Genomic DNA, 19,829 nt, shown 5'->3' with positions numbered 1-19,829 from the left:
CGATCGCACTTTTAAATTTTAGCAAAAGTGCGATCGGCATAATGACTAATGACTAATGACTAATGACTATTTCCCCTCTTCTAACCTCAAAAAATGCACCTGTCCCGAAGCTTCCGCCACTACGATTGTCACCCCATCAGGTGCAATAGCGCAAGCTTTCAAAGCACTATCTCCCCTGAAACTAGCAATTACTTCTCGACTTAACAAATCCCAAACTTTGAGAGTATTATCGTCCGAAACAGAAATTGCCTTTGTTCCCATAGTCGCCAGAGATGTTACCGCATCAGCATGACCTGCCAAAGTAAAAACTTCTTTTCTACCTGACAAATCCCAAACTTTCAAATTGTGTTCCCGCCCTCCTGAAATCGCCCATTTGCCATCCGCCGCAACTGCCACAGCATTCACAAAACTCTCATGACCTTTGAGAGTGAACAGTAGATTTTTGACGGCGAAATTCCATAAAATTGCCAAAATATTCTTTTCTTTCCCCAAACTCCAAACTTTCAGAGTTTTGTCCCCGGAAGCCGAAATAACCCGCTTGCTGTTGGGGGTAACTGCCACAGCTTTTATCCCGTCCTCATGACCTGAAAAAGTAAAAAGTTCCTCTCCTGTTTCTAGATTCCAAACTTTAATAGTTTTGTCTCCCGAACCGGAAATCGCCATCGTTCCGTCCGCAGTCACTGCCACAGAATTTACCCAGTCTGTATGACCCGTGAAAGTAAAGATTTCTTTTCCGGTTTCTATATCCCAAACTTTCACAGTTTTGTCGCCGGAACCCGAAACTACTCGCTTGCTATCCGGTGTGATTGCGATCGCTTTTACCCAATCTTGATGTCCCGAAATAGTAAAAATTTCCTGTGCGCTTTTGAGATTCCAGACTTTAATGCTGTTGTCTCCTGAACCGGAAATTGCTTTCGTACCGTCTGCCGTCACTGCTACAGCATTTACCCAGTCATCGTGACCTGCAAATGATAAATTTTCTTTGCCTCTTTCTAAGTGCCAAACTTTGAGAGTTTTGTCTGAGGAACCAGAAACTATCCGCTGGCCGTCGGGGGTAACAGCCACAGCATTCACTGGGGCGATGTGATTGGTAAAAGTGAAAAGTTCTTCTTTTGTTGCCAGATTCCAAACTTTTAGCGTTTTGTCGCCGGAAGCCGAAATTACTCGTTTGCCGTCGGGACTGACTGCCACAGCTTGAACGAAACTGCTGTGTTTTCCTAAAGTGAAAAGTTGCTTTCTTTCTGACAAACTCCAGACTTGAACAGTTCCGTCGTAACTGCCGGAAACTATTTTTTCGCCGTCGGGAGTAACTGCTACACTTTTTACCCAGTCTTCATGACCGATGAGAGTAAAAAGTTCTTTTCCGGTTTCTAGGTTCCAGACTTTCATGCTGTTGTCTCCCGACCCTGAAATCAACCGTTTGCTATCAGGACTTACTGCTACGGACTGGACAAAACTGCTGTGACCTTTAAAGTTAAAAATTACTTCCCTGCTTGTCAAATCCCAAACTTTAATACTGCCATCCCAAGAACCTGAAATTACTCGCTTGCCGTCGGGAGTTACTGCTACTGCTTCTACCGCAAAAGTATCGCCGGCAAAAGTAAATATTTCTTGTGCAGTTTCTAAATCCCAAATTTTAATACTATTGTCCCAAGAACCGGAAATTACTTTAGTGCCATCGGGGGTGACAGCTACAGCATTGACGTAGGTAAGATGACCTTTGAGGGTGGCAAGTTCTTCTCCTGTTTCTAAGTGCCAAATTTTGAGATTGTGGTCAGAGGAGGCAGAAATTGCCCGCTTGCCGTCCGGGGTGATTGCTACAGCTTGTACCCAGTCTGTATGTCCGGTGAGGGTACGCAGCAATCTCCCGCCAGGAGGGGTAAAGCTGGGCGTTAGCGGTCGCAGCCAGGGGGTTGTTTGGTGTTTTGCCTGTGCTAGCAGTGCTTGAATTTCTGGACTTTCAAAGCGCATCAAGCGGGCAATTAGTTGGGTGGCTAGTTGGGTTTTGTCTATGGCTAGAATGTGGGCAGATAGGCGAATTGCTTCTTGGATTAATTTGAGTTGGTCGGCTTTTTGGTCTGAGATAATAATATCGGAACTTGTTGCTAAATCGTAATCTTCTATTAGCGCCTGTACTCCCGATGCTGACAGCTTGGCTTCAATAAAATTGTAATCTGTTAGTAAGCTGTATAATTTCTCGGAGTCTGAAGTCGCTGCTAGCTGACTGGGCAATATTCCCAGGTAGTGCGTCTGTTCTGCAGGCTGCATTTTATCCAGCCCTTGTGTAAACTCGCTCATAAATTTACGGATGTCTTTTTCAAATGTATACGATCGCTAGCTGCACCCTACCGAAAAGCCGATCAAGACTCTTTTCTCTTAGACTTAGCATGACATATTTGAATGCTATGTGCTATGGGCTTGCTGTCCTCGGTTTGGTGATGGTTCGATGAATTGCTTGTTTTTTAGTCGAAGTATGCTTTGAGAATTTTCAAGCAGTGCGATTACAATAAATCGCCGCCAATATAATTCAACTCAGCAACGCCCAATTTACCGATCGATCGACAAAAGCTCACATATATCGTTGTTTTTCTTAACATAGCTGGTATTTGGGCGATGATGGTCGATTGATCAACACTGTCAAACCTAATAATTTTTAGGTATCGCAATCCTATTTAAAGTGCGAAAAAAACTTTTTATAACGAAACATGATGGCGGATGATCTAATTTTCTCTCAAGTCGGCCGCAGCAGCGAGGCAGATGTCTCCCTGGTTGGGTTTCGTACCTCAACGGCATCTGCAATCTGTTTCACCCAAAGCTCTCAGAAAGCTTTCCAGGTGCGCCCCCTTCCTCTAAAATATAGAAAAGGACTTGCACTCTTAAACCGGGTTTCTAGACAAAATCATTGGTTGGACCGCTAGGTAGGTAGGAAGAAACCGGGTTTCTGACTCCATAGCGCGCAAGTCACGATCGCAAATAAAGCAGTATTGACTTTAGAGACAAATTTCATGGATGTTATCGAGTTTTTCGAGTTAAGTGCGGGTAAATGGTTTTCTCAGCGTACCGTACACAATCTCAATTCTGGGGAATTGCAGGCGGGTAAATCCGACCTCAACATAGAAATACTGACAGCTAGCGATGCAGCAGTCGTCAAACTTTGCCAACAACACTCGATTAACCCGGCTTCAACTAAGCTAAAGGGCGTTCGGATTAGTTGGGATGGTATTCCCGATCGCGACAAAGCTAAACAAATCGGTTCTACAATACTAGCGATCGTACCTAATCCCGACAATCCCAGCGAAGGCAAAGTGTTGCAAGACAAGGGTAAGAGTCGCTACGTGATGGGCGACGACGTGCTGACATTGATTACAGAATCAGACACCCTCCATGCCGAAGAAAGGCTGTGGTATCTCATGCCCAATTTGCGGCTGCGGACTAGCGTTGTTAAGCAAGCTAACGGTACGGAACAAGCATCTTTTTGTTCGGAAATTCGGATGGGAGTAAGTGCCCAAAATGAAAAGTGAAAAATAACTATCTAGTTCCCAAAGTTTACACTCTATTTCTGCTTTCTCCCTTCTTTCTTCGGCCTTCTCTGGCAATGGCTTTTAACTTGGTGTGAAAATCTGTGTGTTTGACAACTGGGAATGATTTTGCCACAGGTTTGTCGGCTAATTTGTGCTCAGCTTCTGCTCGATCAGCGAGGGCGGTAACAGCCACATCTTCATATACTACAAATTCTGTATTTTCTTTTGTGCGATCGTCCGCTGCGGGTAATTTTCCTGTTTCCTCTGCCTCTGTGTTTGGGACTTCTGCATGAAGCGCCACATCCAGTTGCTGCGACTCTGACGGCCCATGCAAATCTAACTCTGCGGCAGTTACTTCCGATTCCGGGTTCGATAAAAGTATATCTTCCGGTGACAGTTGAGCAGCACTTTCCCCGGTTAAATTTTGAGGAAAATTATTGCATACCAAGCGTTCAAACTCGCGATTGAAATGATAGAGAGGTTGACCTATCCGGTGCCACATACTCAATAGCTGTCCCACAGAAACAGCCTTGTAGCGGCCTTGATAAAGCGCTTCAACCACTGCTAAACGCAGCCAATAGCCGGGATACTTGGTCAGCCATTCACCCGCCAATTTCTCGGCTTTTTTGCCACCTAGGTCAAAACCGTAGTGAACCAGCAGAGCCGCTGCTTGTGCAGATATTGCCGTCACTTCTGTCATTTGTTGTCTGTCGACTGTTGACTGTTATCTGTTGACTGTTGACTGTTATCTGTTGACTGTTGTCTTTTGGTTCCAATTACCCAATTACCAATTCCCCATTACCTATTACCAATTCCCCATGCCCAATGACCAATGCCCTATTAGCCAATTGAATTAATCGGATAAACGCACGCCTCCTTCTACAGTTCGCGCGTCCCCGGAAAAAGGTTCGGGAGTCCCATTCCAGTTGAAGTCGCTAATTCTAAAAGTCAGGCTGCCGACTTGACGCTCAGGGTTAAAGCGCAAAATGATTGCGTAGCTGCGGCGGCTGTATTCTAAAGTGTAATTCGTACTGATTGTTTCCCCGCTTTCTAAATTAATAGCACTTTGAAATCCAACTCGAAAGCCTCCGTAAACTTGCTGGACAAGCCCAAAAGACAGGACTCTCAAATCTACTAAGCGATCGAACAAAAACGGCGATATACCGTCCCGTCCCACCTGGGTATAAGTCACGTTAAACCCAGTGTAATCGAGGAAAGGGCGGGAGAAATGACCGAACTGCCCTTGAATGCCGACGCTGCCGGCGAGGGAATTTTGTCTGTCGCCACTGCTGTAATAAGTGCCAACTCCCCGGAGTCCCAAGGCCAGTTGCAAGAAAGGAACCACCGGCGTGCGCGTATACCTCAAACCCTGGGTGGGAGTGCGGGGCAGCGGTTCGCCCTCCCACAGGTTGAAGCCGCGGCTTAAGGCGAAGCTGACTTGGGAACGGCCCAGATCGACGCGGTTGTTTTCCCGCACTGGTTCGAGCAAGTCTGCTCGATCGGTGTCAGCATTGATAAATTGATACCCAGCTTGGTAGCTGAGATTGATGCCAGTGCCTCCGAGTGGGATGACTGGGGAAGTGAGGACTGCCCCGAGGCTGCTCTGCACGGTTTGATAGCCCAGAGAACCGTTAAACAGCCGATCGCGATAACTGTATTCTGCTGCCAGAGTGTGAGTGCCGATCAACTGTCGCAGGCGCAAATTGCCCCGAAAGCTGTCTTCCGGCAAATTCGGGAAATTCTCAAAACTCAGAAATATGGCCGATCCGTCCAGCCTGGTTCGCGGGCCGAGACTAGCGCCCAACCTCGCTTTCAGCCCGTAGCTGTCGGGAGAAAACGGATTGCCACCGTTCTCTGCCACAATCTGCTGAAGGTAAATTTGGGGAGTCAGAGTCAGCCGCACCGGCCCGTTTCGCAACACCTCAAAACCGCACTCCGCATACAAACCGCCGCGTTCGCCCCCGTCGTAGCCAAAGGTCAAACACGGGCCGCTCTGCTGCCGGCTGTCAAACACTTGCCTGCGGGGATACACGGGTATTTTCACCCGGTTGTCGAACACCAAGCGGGGTTTAGTTGTGACCAATTCCTCTGCCGTGGGCGAAATCCTTCTAATCGTCGCCCTCCGGGCCCTGTATTCAAATTCCGGCGGGGAAAACGGGTCGTTAGTAAGCCGAATGTTGGTTGCTACCCTCGCGCCGTCTGGCAGCAGTTCGATGCGTTCTGCTTCAAAGCGGACGCGGTTGACGGCGCCGGTCACTTGGGGGGCTGCTAGCTGTCCGCCACCACCGATAGTCACTGTAGCAGCGCCGGGGGATTTGACTCCGCGCAGGGGCTGCTGGCTGGTAATTCGATCGCTCAGCGGCTGTTCGAGAATCGTCCCAGCACTGATATCTGTAGGCAGTGTGGGGGTCAATTCGCTACCTGCAGCAGGCAGGAATATTTCGCCGCTGGCTTGTTCGACTGCGCCGCTGTTGAGGCCGAGATTGAACTCCATCCGCTGGCCGCGCACTACTTGTTGGCCGCGGGTATAGGCGACATTGCCGGATGCTACCACTTGGCGGGTGACTAAGTTGACGATCGCTCGATCGGCATCAATCACAGTTTGCCGGAACCGCACAACGACATTACCAACCGCCGTGACAATTTGCTGCTTGTCGTCGAATTCTTGGCTGTCAGCCTTAACTTCAATAGTATCGGCCGGAGTCACCGGAAAAGGCACCGTCCGCTGAGAAGGCGCGGTGCGGACTCCCGGCGCGGCTGGTTTAGGTTTCGGTGTCGGCGCAGCGGGTGTTCTCGGTGCGGGGGCAGTTCCTGGTGTGGGAATGTCGAACTGCTGTTGCCCGCTGGGTGCTGGTTCCGGGGCGGGTTCTGGAACGGGAATCTCCGCAGGTTCGGGAGGGTTATCTTCTAACTGTCGGTTTTGGGCCTGATACCAACTTTCCTGCTTTCCGACAACATTCCTCTCCTGTTGTTTCTGCGCCTCTGCGGTTCGTTTTCGATTGCGAATGGCAAGGGCATTTTCTACCGAACCCAATTGGTAAGCAGTAAACGAGGAATCTTTCGGAGTTTCCGCAGTTTCGGGTTCTCCCACAGGAGGCCGACGCTGAAATCCCACCACTGCCTCGCCGCTTTCCACGGCAGCTAGGGGGTCGGCGATTTCTGGAGGCTGGTCGGTGGCTGGGGTAGTGCCGAGGAGTGTGGCTGCTGGTTCTGCTGGGGCTGATGTGGGTTCTGGCTCAACAATATCTGGGCTGGGTTCCGGTATTTCTGCGGGGTTGCTGCGGGTGTCTCCATCGCCGGCCGCGACAGTGAGGGCGACTTTTTTTGGCTTTGCGATGTAGATGATGCCAGGGGGTTCTGGCGGCGGTACCGGATAGGGCATAGTTATAACAGGTAAGTCATCCGATTTTAGATTTTAGATTTTAGATTTTAGATTTTATAGGGTGCAAATTATTGAAAATTTTTGCATCTAAAAGGCAACTGTTTAGACATTAATCTGACATCTAAAATTTGCAGTGGCTTTGGCGCGCCGAAAGATGGCTGATTTGAGAACTTGCTTTCGCCACAAGATAACCTCGCTGCTGGTGCGAGGTCAAGTTTTGTTCGACTAATTTTTGCGGGTTTGCGGGCTAGCTGGGGGGCTGCGGTGGCGTACCCCCCAGCCAGCGGGCGGGATAACTTGTTTATTCCATGTCTCTGCGGTTGGGGTTCCGGGCTGGGTCATTGGACAAAAATCCAAATATGAACAGGGAAACAAAAAATAAAACAACTACATTAACTACGATTTTGAGGGTTAGCACTGTGGGAGTCTCCAAAGATGGCATAATACTGAGCTGATTTGCTGCTGTTGCAGCAACTTTTTTATCATAAGCTAAAGATTAGTCAATTTTATCTTTGCTTTTGAGGATTTTTGGCAAGTTGATTTTTGCCCAATTCCATAGTTGCTCGGCGATGTTTTCTAGCCGCAGCATGACTCGATCGAGCCATTCGAGCACTTGTTCTAGCGGGTGCTTAATGTATCCCATCGATTCTGCTTTTGTTTCTAAGTATTCGCCCTCGGGTTGGACGCCTGAGCTGGGATTTTTGGGTTCGGCTGCGGCGGGGGTTGCGGGGGTGTATCTGTGGGTTTGCGCGGTGATTGCTGCTGGGGATTGGTTGTTTTGTCGGGTGTTCGGGTTTGTGTTTTTTGGCACTTGGGTTTCCGGCGCGCGCCCTGGGGTTGATTCTGCTGCGAGTGCAGAGCTATTTTTTTGAGTAACTGCTAAATCAGATAAATCAGATGCTGTTTGAGGTTGACTTTTTGAGCTTTTTGTCAGCAAGCTCTGTTTTAGCTGCCCCAGCAGGCTGTGAAGTGCTTCGGGGTAAGGGGATATTGAGACTGCGGTCGATCGACCTTCTGCCAATTCTCCTAATTCTGCTATTTTCTCCTTGACTTTAGCGCTGCTTTGAGCGGCAGGGGTTTCGGAACTTCCGTCGATTAAATGCTGCGGTGCTGCTTCCCCGAATAAGTCTTGCCAGTTCAGCCACGGTCGATCGACCTCTAGGCTTTTTTGCGTGTTTTTTTCTTCTTGGAGCTGTTGCAAATAATACTTAATTGAGAGGGATTTCTCCGTATTATCACTAGCGGCTGTTTCTTTGCCTAGGAGGTGGTCTACTGACGACCAAATAATTCCTTCGATGTTTCGCGCGTATTTTTCCAGGATTTCGCGGGCGGAAAAATCTAAATTGGCGTCTGTGCCAGATGTATTAATTTTTACTCCGGGGATTTCAGTTGGTGCGGCGGTTGTTTTTAGCGCTGGCGGTAGGGTAAATTCTTCGAGGTTGACGGCGGCGCGATCGAGTAATGTAACAAAGGAGATAGGAAGAGCGGGTCGATCGAACTTGCTGTTAAAATTAGTTTCTAGTTTTGGGGTATTGTGGTCGATCAAATTCGATGCCGCAATTGACTGCAGTGCGGTTTTTGCTTCAATCTGCGCGCGGGCTTTTTGGACTAGGATGGCATTGCGGTCGATCGATTTTTTGACTGCGAGGATTGATTCTCCAAACTGATTTCTTTTCAAAGCAACCGGGCTTGTCTGAAGCCATGCCATCAATTCCCAAAAACGACGCATCGGCGGCAACTGCGCTTTTTTGGCAGCCGACTCCAAACCGAGATTAAATTTTAATTCTTTTTGGGTAATTTCCCGCCGTTCGGGCCCGCAGTTTGCTACTTCCCAAGTTATGCGACCTTCAAGCAGTTCCTGCTGTTGGGGTGTCAAAATATCTAAAATCTGATTTTCTTTTCCGACCAATACTAAAGTGCGGGCTGGGATAAAACTGGCAATTCCCTTAACTTTCGGTTGCGGTTTTAATTCAGTTTTAGCAAGCGGGAGTTCTAAGACGGAAGTTGTTTGATGCTTTGTGATTTGTCCGCTAAAATTGATTGCCGGAGGTAAATCGCTAGCAGTATTTCCCTGATTAATTAACAGCGGGAAGGTGGCTACAGTTTTCGCAGTTTGCGACGAGTTGAGTAAATTTTCGGCTAGGTGTAAAATTTGCGCGATCGAACTTTCCTCGAAAACTTCCCCCTGATACCAATTTTGTTGCCCATCGGGATTTTCGTCACCGACAAATTCTTGTAGTTCCGGTAAATCTACTTTTTGACTTGATTCCCGCAACTGTCGGCCTAGCAGTCGGGAACTTTGCACCAGCAAATAAGCTGGATAAAGCAGAATTTGGGTGGCGGTGAGAGTTGCTTCTTTAATTTGACGCCAAGTTCGATCGCAATTGTCAGCGACTTGGCGGGACTGTTTCGATATAAAATTTAATAGCCGGCTTTGGTATGGGCCGTAGTAACCGTTGGACATAAGTTTAATTATTGAATTCAGATTTTTGATTCGCGCCGGAACTGCTGAATATTGCTGTAAAATCAAAGCGAGATCATAATCGCAGCTTCAAACCCTCTGAAACCTTTATTTCTTCGCGTCCTTCACGTCTTCGCGGTTCAATCCGATCTTTGATTAATACACAATTCCTATTTTAGCGAAATATGAGCGCTTCTGTGTCACCTGCTAGCAACAATATTTCGGTCACTGTCGAAAAGTTGCGTCGCCTCAGTCAAGTGGAGGTTCAGTCTGGTTGGAGGTTCTGCGATTCTGACTCGGCTGTCTCTTCAGTAAATATTTGTAACAAGCCGATTGCCGAACTTAACGCCAAAGGACATATTGCTTGGCCGTCTGGGAAGCAAGTTTTGTATTTGGGCCAGCAATTTGTAATTCCTGACAATTTGCACGGCTATCCTGTGTTTGGTTTGCGGTTGCTGCTGGGTTTGACTTGGTGGGCAGAAGATGCTCAAATTTTTGTCAACGGCGAGTTAGTCGGACAGGGAGATTTATTTGATTTTGCCGATCGAGTTTTGTTGAGTTCGTCGGCCAATCCCGGAGATGAATTTTTAGTTATTTTGCGGTTGGTAAGTCCGGGTCACGATAACGGTGCTTTAGTGCGATCGATTTGTTTGTACGAAGCTGCTGACTCTTCTTGTTTCGATCCGGGTTTTGTGGCTGCCGAATTAGAGATTTTGCAGAATTCGCTAACTCAAAATTTAGAAAATGTAAATTCCCAATACCTCTCCCATGAAATAATAGCAAGTCGCCCCATGTTTGTCAAGGGGGAAACGCTGAAATCAGAGATTGATTTGGCGCTTGGTTTGATTGATTGGTCGGCCGTGGGCGATCGCGAAAAGTTCGATCGCTCGCTGTCTGTTTTGCGGCACAATTTACTGGGATATCTGCGGACTTTTTCTGGGGATTTAGATGAGGGAACCGCAGAGGGCGCAGAGGGCGCAGAGAGAGGAAGAAAAGATGCGGTTTTTGAGCTTGGAAAAAATAGCAATGCTACATCTATATATATAGGAGAAAGTGGTGTTCTGAAATCTATATATACAGGTAAAATCTATTTGGTGGGTCACGCTCATTTAGACTTAGCTTGGCTGTGGCCTGTCCCGGAAACTTGGCAAGCGGCACAGCGAACTTTTGAGTCGGTATTGAAATTGCAATCTGAATTTCCCGATTTGATTTTCTGTCATTCAACTCCCGCGCTTTATGCTTGGATAGAAAAACATCGGCCGGACTTATTTGCTGCGATTAAAAAACAGGTGGCCACTGGTTGCTGGGAAGTTGTCGGCGGGATGTGGGTAGAACCGGATTTAAACTTGATTTCCGCTGAATCAATGGTGCGGCAAGTTTTTTACGGACAGCGTTACGCAAAAGAAAAATTTGGGGAAGTGATGCGGGTAGCTTGGCTACCCGATACTTTCGGTTTTGGGTGGCAATTACCTCAGATTTTGCGGCAAGGCGGAGTTGACTATTTTGTGACTCAAAAGTTGCGTTGGAACGATACAACGGAATTTCCCCACGGTGCATTTTGGTGGGAAGGTTTGGACGGTACTAAAATATTTAGCATGATGTCTGCTCCAATTGGCGAAAGTATAGAATCAGTGAAAATGGCCAGTTATGCTTTTGACTGGCAAGTTAAGACTGGTTTGCAAGATGCTCTTTGGCTGCCTGGGGTTGGCGACCACGGCGGTGGCCCGACTCGTGATATGTTGGAGGTGGCGAAACGCTGGAAAATGTCGCCTTTTTTCCCGAAGTTGGAGTTTGCGAAAGCGGTTGATTATTTGTCTTTGATTGAGAGTCAGTTTTTGCCGGAAGTTATGGCAACTAAGTCCGAAAGCTATGTTCCAGAATCGGACAACCAGGAGAATTTACAGGCGCGAGAATTGTCAAACTTATCGGTAATTTCGGATGCAAATCATTCCATCTCACAACTCAAAACTATTTCCCCCACTCTCCCCGTTTGGAAAGACGAACTTTATTTAGAATTCCACCGGGGTTGCTACACGACTCGCGCCGACCAAAAACGCCAAAACCGCCGCTGCGAAGAATTGCTCTACCAAGCGGAGTTGCTGTCTGCGCTGGCAACGATTTGTACTGGTGCGGTTTATCCCAAATCCGAATTAGAATCGGCTTGGAAACAAATTTTGTTTAACCAGTTTCACGATATTTTGCCCGGTTCTGCGATCGCCCAAGTTTACGCGGATGCTAATATAGCCTTTGCCGAGGTCGATCGCACTTGTCGCGAAATCCTGCTAAAATCTTTGGATGCCATCTCGGCTCAAATTTCTCTGCCGAATCCTCCGCAGCCCGACGCTCAACCGATTTTGATTTTCAATACCCTCAATTGGCCGCGCTCTGAGGTTGTCGCCGTACCGCTTCCCGATTCCGCTGATTCAGCTTGGCAAATTTACGATTTTTCAGGACGGCGATTGGCTTCGCAGATTGTCAGGGGCGATCGACCGCAATCGCAATCTAAACTATTATTCTGGGCAAATAATCTCCCCGCCGTTGGCTACCAGGTGTTTTGGCTGTGTCGCGAAGACGCTCAAACTGTGGATAATGCGTCCGCGAGTCCAGAAACCGAAAAAAAGACAGAGTTATCAAAACTTACATACGGTATAGCACAAAAAAACACAGTTAGTCAAGAAACGCCTTTTGCAGCCGCACAAATGGTTTTAGAAAATGAATTTATTCGGGCAACAGTAGACGGACAAATCGGGGATTTATCCAGTATTTGGGATAAAGTAAATAACCGAGAAGTCCTGAATGCAGCAGGCGGCAATCAACTGCAAGCATTTCAAGACAGCGGCCAATATTGGGATGCTTGGAACATTGACCCAAATTATGAAAAACATCAACAACCAGCGCCGATACTGAAAGATATTTCCTGGATAGCACAGGGAGAAATACGGCAGATTTTGCGCGTAGTCCGACAAATTGGCAAATCGGAGTTTTGCCAAGATTATATAGTAGAAATAGGTTCGCCGCTGCTGAAAATCAAGACAGTTGCAGATTGGCAAGAAAAGCACGTTTTAGTAAAAGCAGCCTTTGGGTTAAATGTAGAAGCAGATTTTGCAACTTGCGAAATTCCCGGCGGTGCGATCGATCGCACCACCAAGCCGCAAACACCCGCCGAAAAAGCCAAATGGGAAGTGCCGATTTTGCGCTGGACGGATATCAGCAATGACGGTTTTGGAGTCAGTTTGCTCAATGATTGCAAATACGGTTGCGACCTTCAACCGAATCAAATTCGCCTAAGTTTGCTTCGTGGTTCGACTTGGCCCGATGAACAAGCAGATGTAGGAGTTTCCGAATTTACTTGTGCAGTCTATCCCCACGCTGGAAATTGGCAAGAAGCCGGCACAGTTCGGCGCAGCTATGAGTTGAATTTGCCGCTGCTAGTAAAGGTGTTGCCGCAGTTAGGAGAAAATCGAAACAAGAGTTTACCCGCAGTTGGTAAATTCTTGAATTTGTCGGCAGACAATTTAGTGTTGATGGCGTTTAAACAATCCGAAGACGATTCTAATGTGTGGATTTTGCGCTGTTGCGAATCCGAGGGGAAAGAGGCTGTGCTAGAATTCAAGAGTGATTTGGGATTAGAAATTGTAGGGCCAGTAGATTTGTTAGAACGACCTGGCAATTTGTCTGAAAAGCTGCCCGAAGGGCGAGGATTTAAGATAGAGCCTTGGAAAATCGCGAGTTTTGGAGTTGTAGCGAACCGCGAAGGCGCGAAGGAAGAAGGGGAAGGGAAGAAATGAGGGGATTATTGGCAGGTTAAATGCTAAAACTTAGGGTAGTGTCGATCGCTCTGCGAATACTATCCAAAAATAAGCTATTGCCAAAGTAACGAAAGTCAGGGGCATCCCGAACCGCAAATGTTCTTTAAAAGTCAGCCGATCGCCTGATTTCCGTGCAGCAACTTCAGCTACAATTAAATTAGCCACAGAACCCAACAAAGTTAAATTCCCCGCCAGAGTAGAACCCGCCGCCAACAACAGCCAAGCTTGGGTATCTGTTTTGACAATTACCGATTGCAGAACTAACACCGCCGGTACGTTAGAAATTAAGTTAGAAAGAATTACGGTAACTCCCAACAAACTCAGCGGTGTATTAGTCAAATTAGTTAAATTGTCCAACAAACCCAGTTGTTGAGTGGCTTTAGTCACCACAAACAATCCTGCAAACATTACTAGCAAATTCCAATCGACGCCTTGCAAAATGCGATCGGACTTGACGCGCCTAGTAATTAACAATATACTGGCAGCTATCCAGGCAGATTCTGCTAAAGGTGCACCCGCTAAAAAAGCTACTAAAAGTGCTGCTGTCACCCACAAACTTTTTGCTAGTAAAGGCTTGAACAATCGATACCTGACTTGAGTAACCTGCGGCAAAGATTTGCAAGAACGCACTTCTGGATAAAGCAACCACAGCCAAGCTACTTGAACCAGCAAACAAATTAAAGCTACTGGTGCGAGAGACCGGGCAAATTCCAAATAACTAATTCCCGAAAAAGAACCGACGAGAATATTTTGCGGGTTGCCACTCACAGTCGCCACTGAACCTAAATTAGTACCTCCGGCTAAAGCTAAAAGATAAGGGATAGGATTGAGAGACAAAGAGCGAGTCAGACTCAGCGTTAAAGGGGCCAGCAAAATAGCAGTAGTGTCGTTGAGAAAAAATGCCGATAAAATGCCGCTGCCAAAAGTAACTGCCACCATAATGCCGAAAGGAGAACGAGTAAAGCGAGTTAAAAACTCCAAAGCGAGTTGAAAAAAACCCGATGCTCCCAAAGCCGAATTAACGACCATCATTCCCAGCAAAAAAACGATCGTATTTGGGTCGATCGCCTCCCAAGCAGTTTTGAGGTTAAGTATTCCCAAAGCCACCGCAAAACCTGACCCGACAATTGCAACCGCCGCCCGGTTCATCCGCAGCCCCGGCAAATATCCCAAACCGAATCCCAAGTAGGTCAGTCCCAATACTAGGTATTTGAGTGTTATCATATATACTTAAAATCCTTGAGTGCCGCTTTTTTCCATGGTCTGGGATGCTAAAAGTACAGACCGGGTAATTGCAGCTAAACCTGCTGGCATTGCAACTAGCGCTAAATATCACCGTGGAAAATAGCCAGTTTTGCAGTAAATTTATCAATACCAATTGAGATATAGTGCCCCATCGCAAATTTATCCCACCTTTTGAGACTTTGCGAACTTAGTGCGAACAAAATTTGCCAACCTGCGCCAATTAGCTCTCACAACTTTCTTCTCATCTATAATATGCAAAATCGCGAATGCTAAAAATGTGTACGCTAGCCAAAAATGCAAACTCCTTCCCAGATCAACCATTGCGGAATTTTGCGGAAACATATCCGGCAAAACAATTCCGAAAAATTTCACATTGTTACTTTTGTAAGAGTTAGAAACCAAGAAGCCAGCAACCGGAACTAGCCACATAAAAACGTACAAAGTTGCGTGCAAAGCAAAATTTTTGTACCATTCCTTTGTAAACTTTGGCAGGCGTTTCGTATATTTTTTCCACCATACCCGCAGCAGAGTTAAGATCCGCCAAGTCAGTAAAGCCATTGTCAGCACTCCTACGGATTTGTGAAAATCGTAAAGGGGGCCTCGAATAAACAATTCTCCTGGCCATCGAGCCATAGAAGTACCGGTAATAAACAGCACTAAATAGCAAGCTGACATCGCCCAGTGTAGAGACATCAGTTGTTTGAACGCAGAATTAAGTCTGGGTTTCGCAGCGGGTTGGGTACTCACTCTTCCTTACCTCCTTAGCGTTTGCTGGACAAGATTAAGTATAAACTCTAGGACTAAAGCCCGTGACAGATTGTGCATTATAAGATTTACTTAACTTAATTATTGCAAATATTTATTAAGCTGTCAAATTAACTGTATTCACGATCGTCATTCCCAACACAAAACGATCGTATTGGGGTCGATCGGCTCCCAAGCAGTTTTCAGGTCGAGTATCCCCAAAGCCACCGCAAAAGCTGACCCGATAATTGCAACCGCCACACGGTTCATCCGCCGCCCCGGCAAATATCCCAAACCGAATCCGAAGTAGGTCAGTTCCAATACTAGGTATTTGAGTGTTATCATATATACTTAAAACCATTGATTGTCGGTTTTTTTTATTGTCTAGGATGCTAAAAGTACAGACTGGGTAATTGCAGCTAAACCTGCTGGCATTGCCATTAGCGGGAAATATTGTCGGCAGACCGTGTACCAACTAGAAACAAACACAGTGGTTGGATGGGGAAGCGAAAACCAGCACGCTGGACAAGTGGTATTTTTGTTACAACTTGTAACTTTTTTCAAACAACAGGTTTAATTTAGTTTCACAAAAAAGTTAAATTCCAGAAAGTAAAATTAATTACAGTCGATTTAAGCTAAAAGTGTTTGCTAAAAAAAGTCATTCAAGCAACCCCGAAACCAACTATTCTCACTTGCTCGACACCGACGGCGAGTTCGCGACAGCAAAACTTTCGTGCAGCCACCAAGTCGAACAAGATTGGTATGGAACTCTCTATGAGAATTTTCCGGGCATTTACTTCGTTCTAGACGCTTTGGGAAGAGTTTTTTCGCTCAATCAATTCGGCGCGTCTCGCCTTGCCTACAAATCGCAGGAATTAATTTGTCATTCAATTTTTAACATATTTTACTGCCAAGAGCAGGGCAAAATGCAGGCAGAATTTGCCGGATTGACCCAGCCGGAAAACGGTACGCCAACTCCAAAAATAGCCTGTTGGGAAGGCTGCTTGACTTGCAAAGACGGCAGGATTATTAGGGTAAAAGCAACCGCGCGCCCAATGCCGGCGGTAGATTGGAAAATAGAGGAAAATACTAACGGTCGTTCAATTGCCAATTTCCAACGGCCGGCTGTACTGTTAGTTTGCGAAGAAATTAAGGCTGCTTCGCAGTCACCCACGTCGCCCAACCAGAGAGGAAATTGGCGCAGTCCAACTTTGGCGATCGCAAAATTAGCCAAAAGTCAACTTAAAGAACGCAACAATATAGAAGACTTCATCCGCGAAGTAACAGAAACCGCTGTCAGTATTGTCAACTGCGATCGAGCTAGTATTTGGCTGTATGGCGAAGACAAAACGCAGCTTCACTGCATCGACCTTTATGAACAAAATACTAAACTCCATTCCGTACAAATCATCATCACATCCTCCGACTGTCCGGCATATTTTCAAGCTTTAAAATCTGCCAGTGTGATCGCAACAGTGGCCGCCGAAAATGACCCCAGAACGCGAGAACTTGTCGGTCTTTATTTCGTCGATCAGGGCACGACTTCCCTGTTAAACGTCCCGATTGTGCTAGCAGGTAAAATGGCGGGAATAGTCAGCGCCGAACGCCAGGGGGCCGACGGTGATTGGACGGAAGAAGAACACGAATTTACCCAAATATTAGCAGATTTTGTATCCTCAAGTTTGTCAGCTAGCGAAAAGTTAAAATTAGAAGCAATGCGGCACGAACAGCAGCAAAACTTGCTGACCCAATACTATGATCAACTAGAAGAAAGAGTAGAAAGACGCACTGCTGAACTCAAAAAAGCCAACCAAAAACTGCAAAAAGAAATAATTAAAAGAAAACAAGCAGAAGCGGAACTACGCCTGCAGCAACAAGAACAGCAAATTATTTTTGATTCCGTGCCGGCGATGATTTGGCTCAAAGATACCGAAAGTCGCCTGCTGCGAATTAATCAAGCCGCCGCTGCATCGAGAGGTTTGCCCGCAGCTCAATTAGAAGGTAAATCTTTTTATGAAATCTATCCAGACGAAGCAGAGCAATATTATTTAGAAGATTTGGAAGTAATCAATTCCGGCGTTCCCAAACAGGGGCAAGTCGAACTGCTACCAACAGTTTCAGGTCAAAAATGCTGGGTGCGGACAGATAAAATACCTTACCGGGATGACACAGGTAAAGTCGCTGGCGTAATCGTGTTTGCAGTAGATATTACTGATTTAATTAGAGTCGAAAAAGAACTGCGAGAATATCGCGATCGCCTTGCAGAAAAAGTCGAGAAACGTACTGCTATGTACAGGCAAGCCATGACTGCTTTGTACTCGGCAAATACGCAATTGCAACAGTTAATTAACAACAGCTACTCCTCTGGCGAAAATGGCAGCAGCTACTCAGCAGCGCGCTTGCTCGAATGCGAAGCTTATTTTGAAGCAGTTGCCGTGGCTGACCGCGACACAATTTTGAGCGTCAGCAGTAATTTTGCCGAACTTTTCGGTTACGAACCTGCGGAAATGGTGGGAATGAGCTTGCTGGAACTACTGTCGCCGAAATCATACAAACAGGCGCCTCAAATGATTTCTGCTGCCAGCAATACAGTCTGTGAAACGATTTTTCTTAAGCGAGATGGAACTGCTTTTCCTGCTGACGTTCGCAGCAAATTCGTATTTTGGGAAGGTCGTTTAGTACAGGTTAAAGCAGTCCGAGACCTCACAGAACGGAAATTGACCGCAGCAGAATTAGAGCGATCGCGGTCTTTGCTGCACGCTACGTTAGAAGCAACGGCAGACGGCATTCTCGCCGTTACTACCGCCGGAGAAATGATTAGTTATAACGAAAAGTTAGTTCAAATGTGGGGAATTTATGAAGAAGTTAGAAACTCAATGGATAGAACGGTGCGACTGGCATTTCTCACAAAGCAAGTTAAAGATCCGAGAGCTTTTTTGCAGAGAGTTAAAGAATTTTATAGTGATACGGAGTCGGAAGGTTGCGATATTCTAGAATTTAAAGACGGCCGCACTTTTGAGCGCTACACGCAGCCGATTCGAGTCGGACAAAATATTATTGGCAGGGTGTGGCGCTTCCGCGATATTACATCTCGCGAAAAGGTGACGGCAATGTTGGGAGATTCTCAAAGGCGCTTTCGGGCAATTTTTGATTCTTCTTTCCAATTTGTGAGCTTATTGAAACCGGACGGCACTCTGCTGGAAGCTAACCAAACTTCTCTGGATTTTGCGGGAATTAAACTGCGGGATGTGGCCAATAAACCGTTTTGGATGTTGCCTTGGTGGGGAGATTCTGAGGAAGTTCAAGAACAGTTGCAAGAGGCGATTTCTCGATCGGCAAGAGGTGAATTTGTTCGCTATGAAGTGGAAGTTCAAGGTGTAAATCGGACGGCAACTGTTGATTTTTCTCTCAAACCGGTCGCGGATGAAACGGGCAAAATAGTATTGTTGCTGCCGGAAGGTCGGGACATTACTAAAAGTAAGCAAGCCCAAGTCGCGCTGCGCCAACAAATAGAACGGGAACGCCTGATCGGGCAGATTCAATCGCGCATCCGTTCTTCTCTGGATCTCCAAGATATTCTCAACACTACAGTAGCGGAAGTGCGGGAGTTTTTGGTAACTGATCGCGTGCTGATTTTCCGCTTCCGACCAGACTGGAACGGAGATGTGGTGGTGGAGTCGGTTGCAGAAGGATGGATGCCACTCAAAGGGATGGGAATTGACGATTGCTGTTTTGCCAATACTTACATCGGACAGTATTTAAAGGGCCGCATTCGCGCCATAGAGGATATTCATGCTTCTAATTTGAGCGAGTGTCACCTTAAATTTTTGGAGACTTGTCAGGTGAAGGCAAATTTAGTGGTGCCGATTGTCCAGCAGGGAATAGAACCGAGGGAAGGTAACGGTTCTTGTCAAGTGCCGAAGTTGTGGGGTTTGCTGATTGCCCACCACTGTTCGGCACCCCGCCAGTGGCAGCAGTTTGATGTGGATTTGCTGAGTCAGTTGGGTACTCAAGTTGCGATCGCGATCGAACAATCTTTACTTTACCAGCAGCTAGCTGCGGCCAACCAGCGGTTGGACGGGTTGGCGAATTTGGACAGTCTGACTCAACTAGCTAACCGCCGCCGTTTTGACGAGGTGATCAACCGAGAATGGGAGCAGTCGAGCTCTTCGGAACCGCTATCTTTGATTCTGTGCGACATTGACTGTTTTAAACTTTACAACGACAATTACGGCCACCAAGCCGGGGATGCTTGTTTGCAGCAAGTGGCGCGGGCGATCGGGGATGCTTGCACAAACGCACCCGCAGAACGCCTCTATTTGGCTGCTAGGTACGGCGGCGAGGAATTTGCGGTTATTTTGCCAAATACAGATGTCGTCGCTGCACAGGCTGTTGCTGAGGGAATCCGCAGCCGCGTCAAAGCCTTGGCAATTCCCCACATCAAGTCGGTTGTCAGTGATTGTGTGACTCTCAGCTTGGGAGTTGCGGCCGTTTCGCCAAGTCAAAACTCCCCGAAAATGTTGATTGAAGCTGCGGATAAGGCACTGTATCGAGCTAAGTCTGGCGGGCGCGATCGAGTGGCGATTAGTGATTAGTTGTTACTTGTTACTTGTTATTTGTTGGTTAGTAGTTATTTGTTTCCCATAACTCATAACCAACAAATAACC

11 protein-coding genes are annotated in these 19,829 nt (G+C 46.8%); 3 read left to right on the top strand and 8 right to left on the bottom strand.

Features of this window, described 5'->3' with window-relative positions:
- Nucleotides 1–66: 66 nt before the first annotated feature.
- Entirely contained in the window at nucleotides 67–2,298 is a 2,232-nt protein-coding gene (locus tag QUA42_RS17875) for a beta-propeller domain-containing protein (protein WP_333138738.1), read from the bottom strand.
- A gap of 707 nt (nucleotides 2,299–3,005) precedes the next feature.
- Here QUA42_RS17875 and QUA42_RS17870 point away from each other — a divergent pair.
- A complete protein-coding gene (locus QUA42_RS17870; protein ID WP_333138736.1) occupies nucleotides 3,006–3,521 on the top strand; it encodes a phycobiliprotein lyase in 516 nt (171 codons plus the stop codon).
- A gap of 25 nt (nucleotides 3,522–3,546) precedes the next feature.
- Here QUA42_RS17870 and QUA42_RS17865 read toward each other — a convergent pair whose 3' ends face one another.
- From QUA42_RS17865 to QUA42_RS17850, 4 genes are all read right to left on the bottom strand, one after another.
- On the bottom strand, nucleotides 3,547–4,221 hold the full coding sequence (locus QUA42_RS17865) for a hypothetical protein (RefSeq protein WP_333138734.1): 675 nt from the start codon (nucleotides 4,219–4,221) through the stop codon (nucleotides 3,547–3,549).
- 153 nt (nucleotides 4,222–4,374) lie between these two features.
- Nucleotides 4,375–6,903, bottom strand: coding sequence for a DUF3769 domain-containing protein (locus QUA42_RS17860; RefSeq protein ID WP_333138732.1), 2,529 nt, complete (start codon nucleotides 6,901–6,903; stop codon nucleotides 4,375–4,377).
- A gap of 301 nt (nucleotides 6,904–7,204) precedes the next feature.
- Nucleotides 7,205–7,321: a photosystem II reaction center protein I gene (locus QUA42_RS17855; RefSeq protein WP_039887172.1), complete on the bottom strand. Its 117-nt coding sequence runs from the start codon at nucleotides 7,319–7,321 to the stop codon at nucleotides 7,205–7,207.
- A 78-nt stretch (nucleotides 7,322–7,399) separates the two neighbouring features.
- Nucleotides 7,400–9,367 (bottom strand): hypothetical protein, encoded by a 1,968-nt coding sequence (locus tag QUA42_RS17850; protein ID WP_333138730.1) that lies wholly within the window; start codon nucleotides 9,365–9,367, stop codon nucleotides 7,400–7,402.
- A gap of 182 nt (nucleotides 9,368–9,549) precedes the next feature.
- Here QUA42_RS17850 and QUA42_RS17845 point away from each other — a divergent pair, with 182 nt between their 5' ends.
- Nucleotides 9,550–13,152 carry an alpha-mannosidase gene (locus tag QUA42_RS17845; protein WP_333138728.1) on the top strand — a complete coding sequence of 1,201 codons (3,603 nt, stop codon included), beginning with the start codon at nucleotides 9,550–9,552 and terminating at the stop codon, nucleotides 13,150–13,152.
- 30 nt (nucleotides 13,153–13,182) lie between these two features.
- Here QUA42_RS17845 and QUA42_RS17840 read toward each other — a convergent pair whose 3' ends face one another.
- The 3 genes from QUA42_RS17840 to QUA42_RS17830 form a co-directional block, all read right to left on the bottom strand.
- Entirely contained in the window at nucleotides 13,183–14,397 is a 1,215-nt protein-coding gene (locus tag QUA42_RS17840; protein ID WP_333138727.1) for an anion transporter, read from the bottom strand.
- 180 nt (nucleotides 14,398–14,577) lie between these two features.
- Nucleotides 14,578–15,165 carry a cytochrome b gene (locus tag QUA42_RS17835; RefSeq protein ID WP_333138725.1) on the bottom strand — a complete coding sequence of 196 codons (588 nt, stop codon included), beginning with the start codon at nucleotides 15,163–15,165 and terminating at the stop codon, nucleotides 14,578–14,580.
- Between the two features lie 147 nt (nucleotides 15,166–15,312).
- Nucleotides 15,313–15,507, bottom strand: coding sequence for a hypothetical protein (locus tag QUA42_RS17830; protein ID WP_333138723.1), 195 nt, complete (start codon nucleotides 15,505–15,507; stop codon nucleotides 15,313–15,315).
- A 296-nt stretch (nucleotides 15,508–15,803) separates the two neighbouring features.
- On the opposite strand from QUA42_RS17830, the gene QUA42_RS17825 reads away from it, so the two are divergent.
- The gene (locus QUA42_RS17825) at nucleotides 15,804–19,757 is read left to right on the top strand and encodes a PAS domain S-box protein (RefSeq protein WP_333138721.1); all 3,954 of its coding nucleotides are present in this window, start codon (nucleotides 15,804–15,806) and stop codon (nucleotides 19,755–19,757) included.
- Nucleotides 19,758–19,829: the final 72 nt, after the last annotated feature.

Origin of the sequence: Microcoleus sp. Pol11C2 (assembly GCF_036701505.1) — a bacterium.
GTDB lineage: Bacteria > Cyanobacteriota > Cyanobacteriia > Cyanobacteriales > Microcoleaceae > Microcoleus.
This window is presented reverse-complemented; position numbering and strand designations above follow the sequence as displayed.

What these genes read in the sequence shown, in the direction of transcription:
- QUA42_RS17845 (WP_333138728.1), top strand. Translation starts at nt 9,550, where the DNA reads ATGAGCGCTTCTGTGTCACCTGCTAGCAACAATATTTCGGTCACTGTC.
- QUA42_RS17830 (WP_333138723.1), bottom strand. Translation starts at nt 15,507, where the DNA reads ATGATAACACTCAAATACCTAGTATTGGAACTGACCTACTTCGGATTC.
- QUA42_RS17860 (WP_333138732.1), bottom strand. Translation starts at nt 6,903, where the DNA reads ATGCCCTATCCGGTACCGCCGCCAGAACCCCCTGGCATCATCTACATC.
- QUA42_RS17850 (WP_333138730.1), bottom strand. Translation starts at nt 9,367, where the DNA reads ATGTCCAACGGTTACTACGGCCCATACCAAAGCCGGCTATTAAATTTT.
- QUA42_RS17875 (WP_333138738.1), bottom strand. Translation starts at nt 2,298, where the DNA reads ATGAGCGAGTTTACACAAGGGCTGGATAAAATGCAGCCTGCAGAACAG.
- QUA42_RS17870 (WP_333138736.1), top strand. Translation starts at nt 3,006, where the DNA reads ATGGATGTTATCGAGTTTTTCGAGTTAAGTGCGGGTAAATGGTTTTCT.
- QUA42_RS17865 (WP_333138734.1), bottom strand. Translation starts at nt 4,221, where the DNA reads ATGACAGAAGTGACGGCAATATCTGCACAAGCAGCGGCTCTGCTGGTT.
- QUA42_RS17840 (WP_333138727.1), bottom strand. Translation starts at nt 14,397, where the DNA reads ATGATAACACTCAAATACCTAGTATTGGGACTGACCTACTTGGGATTC.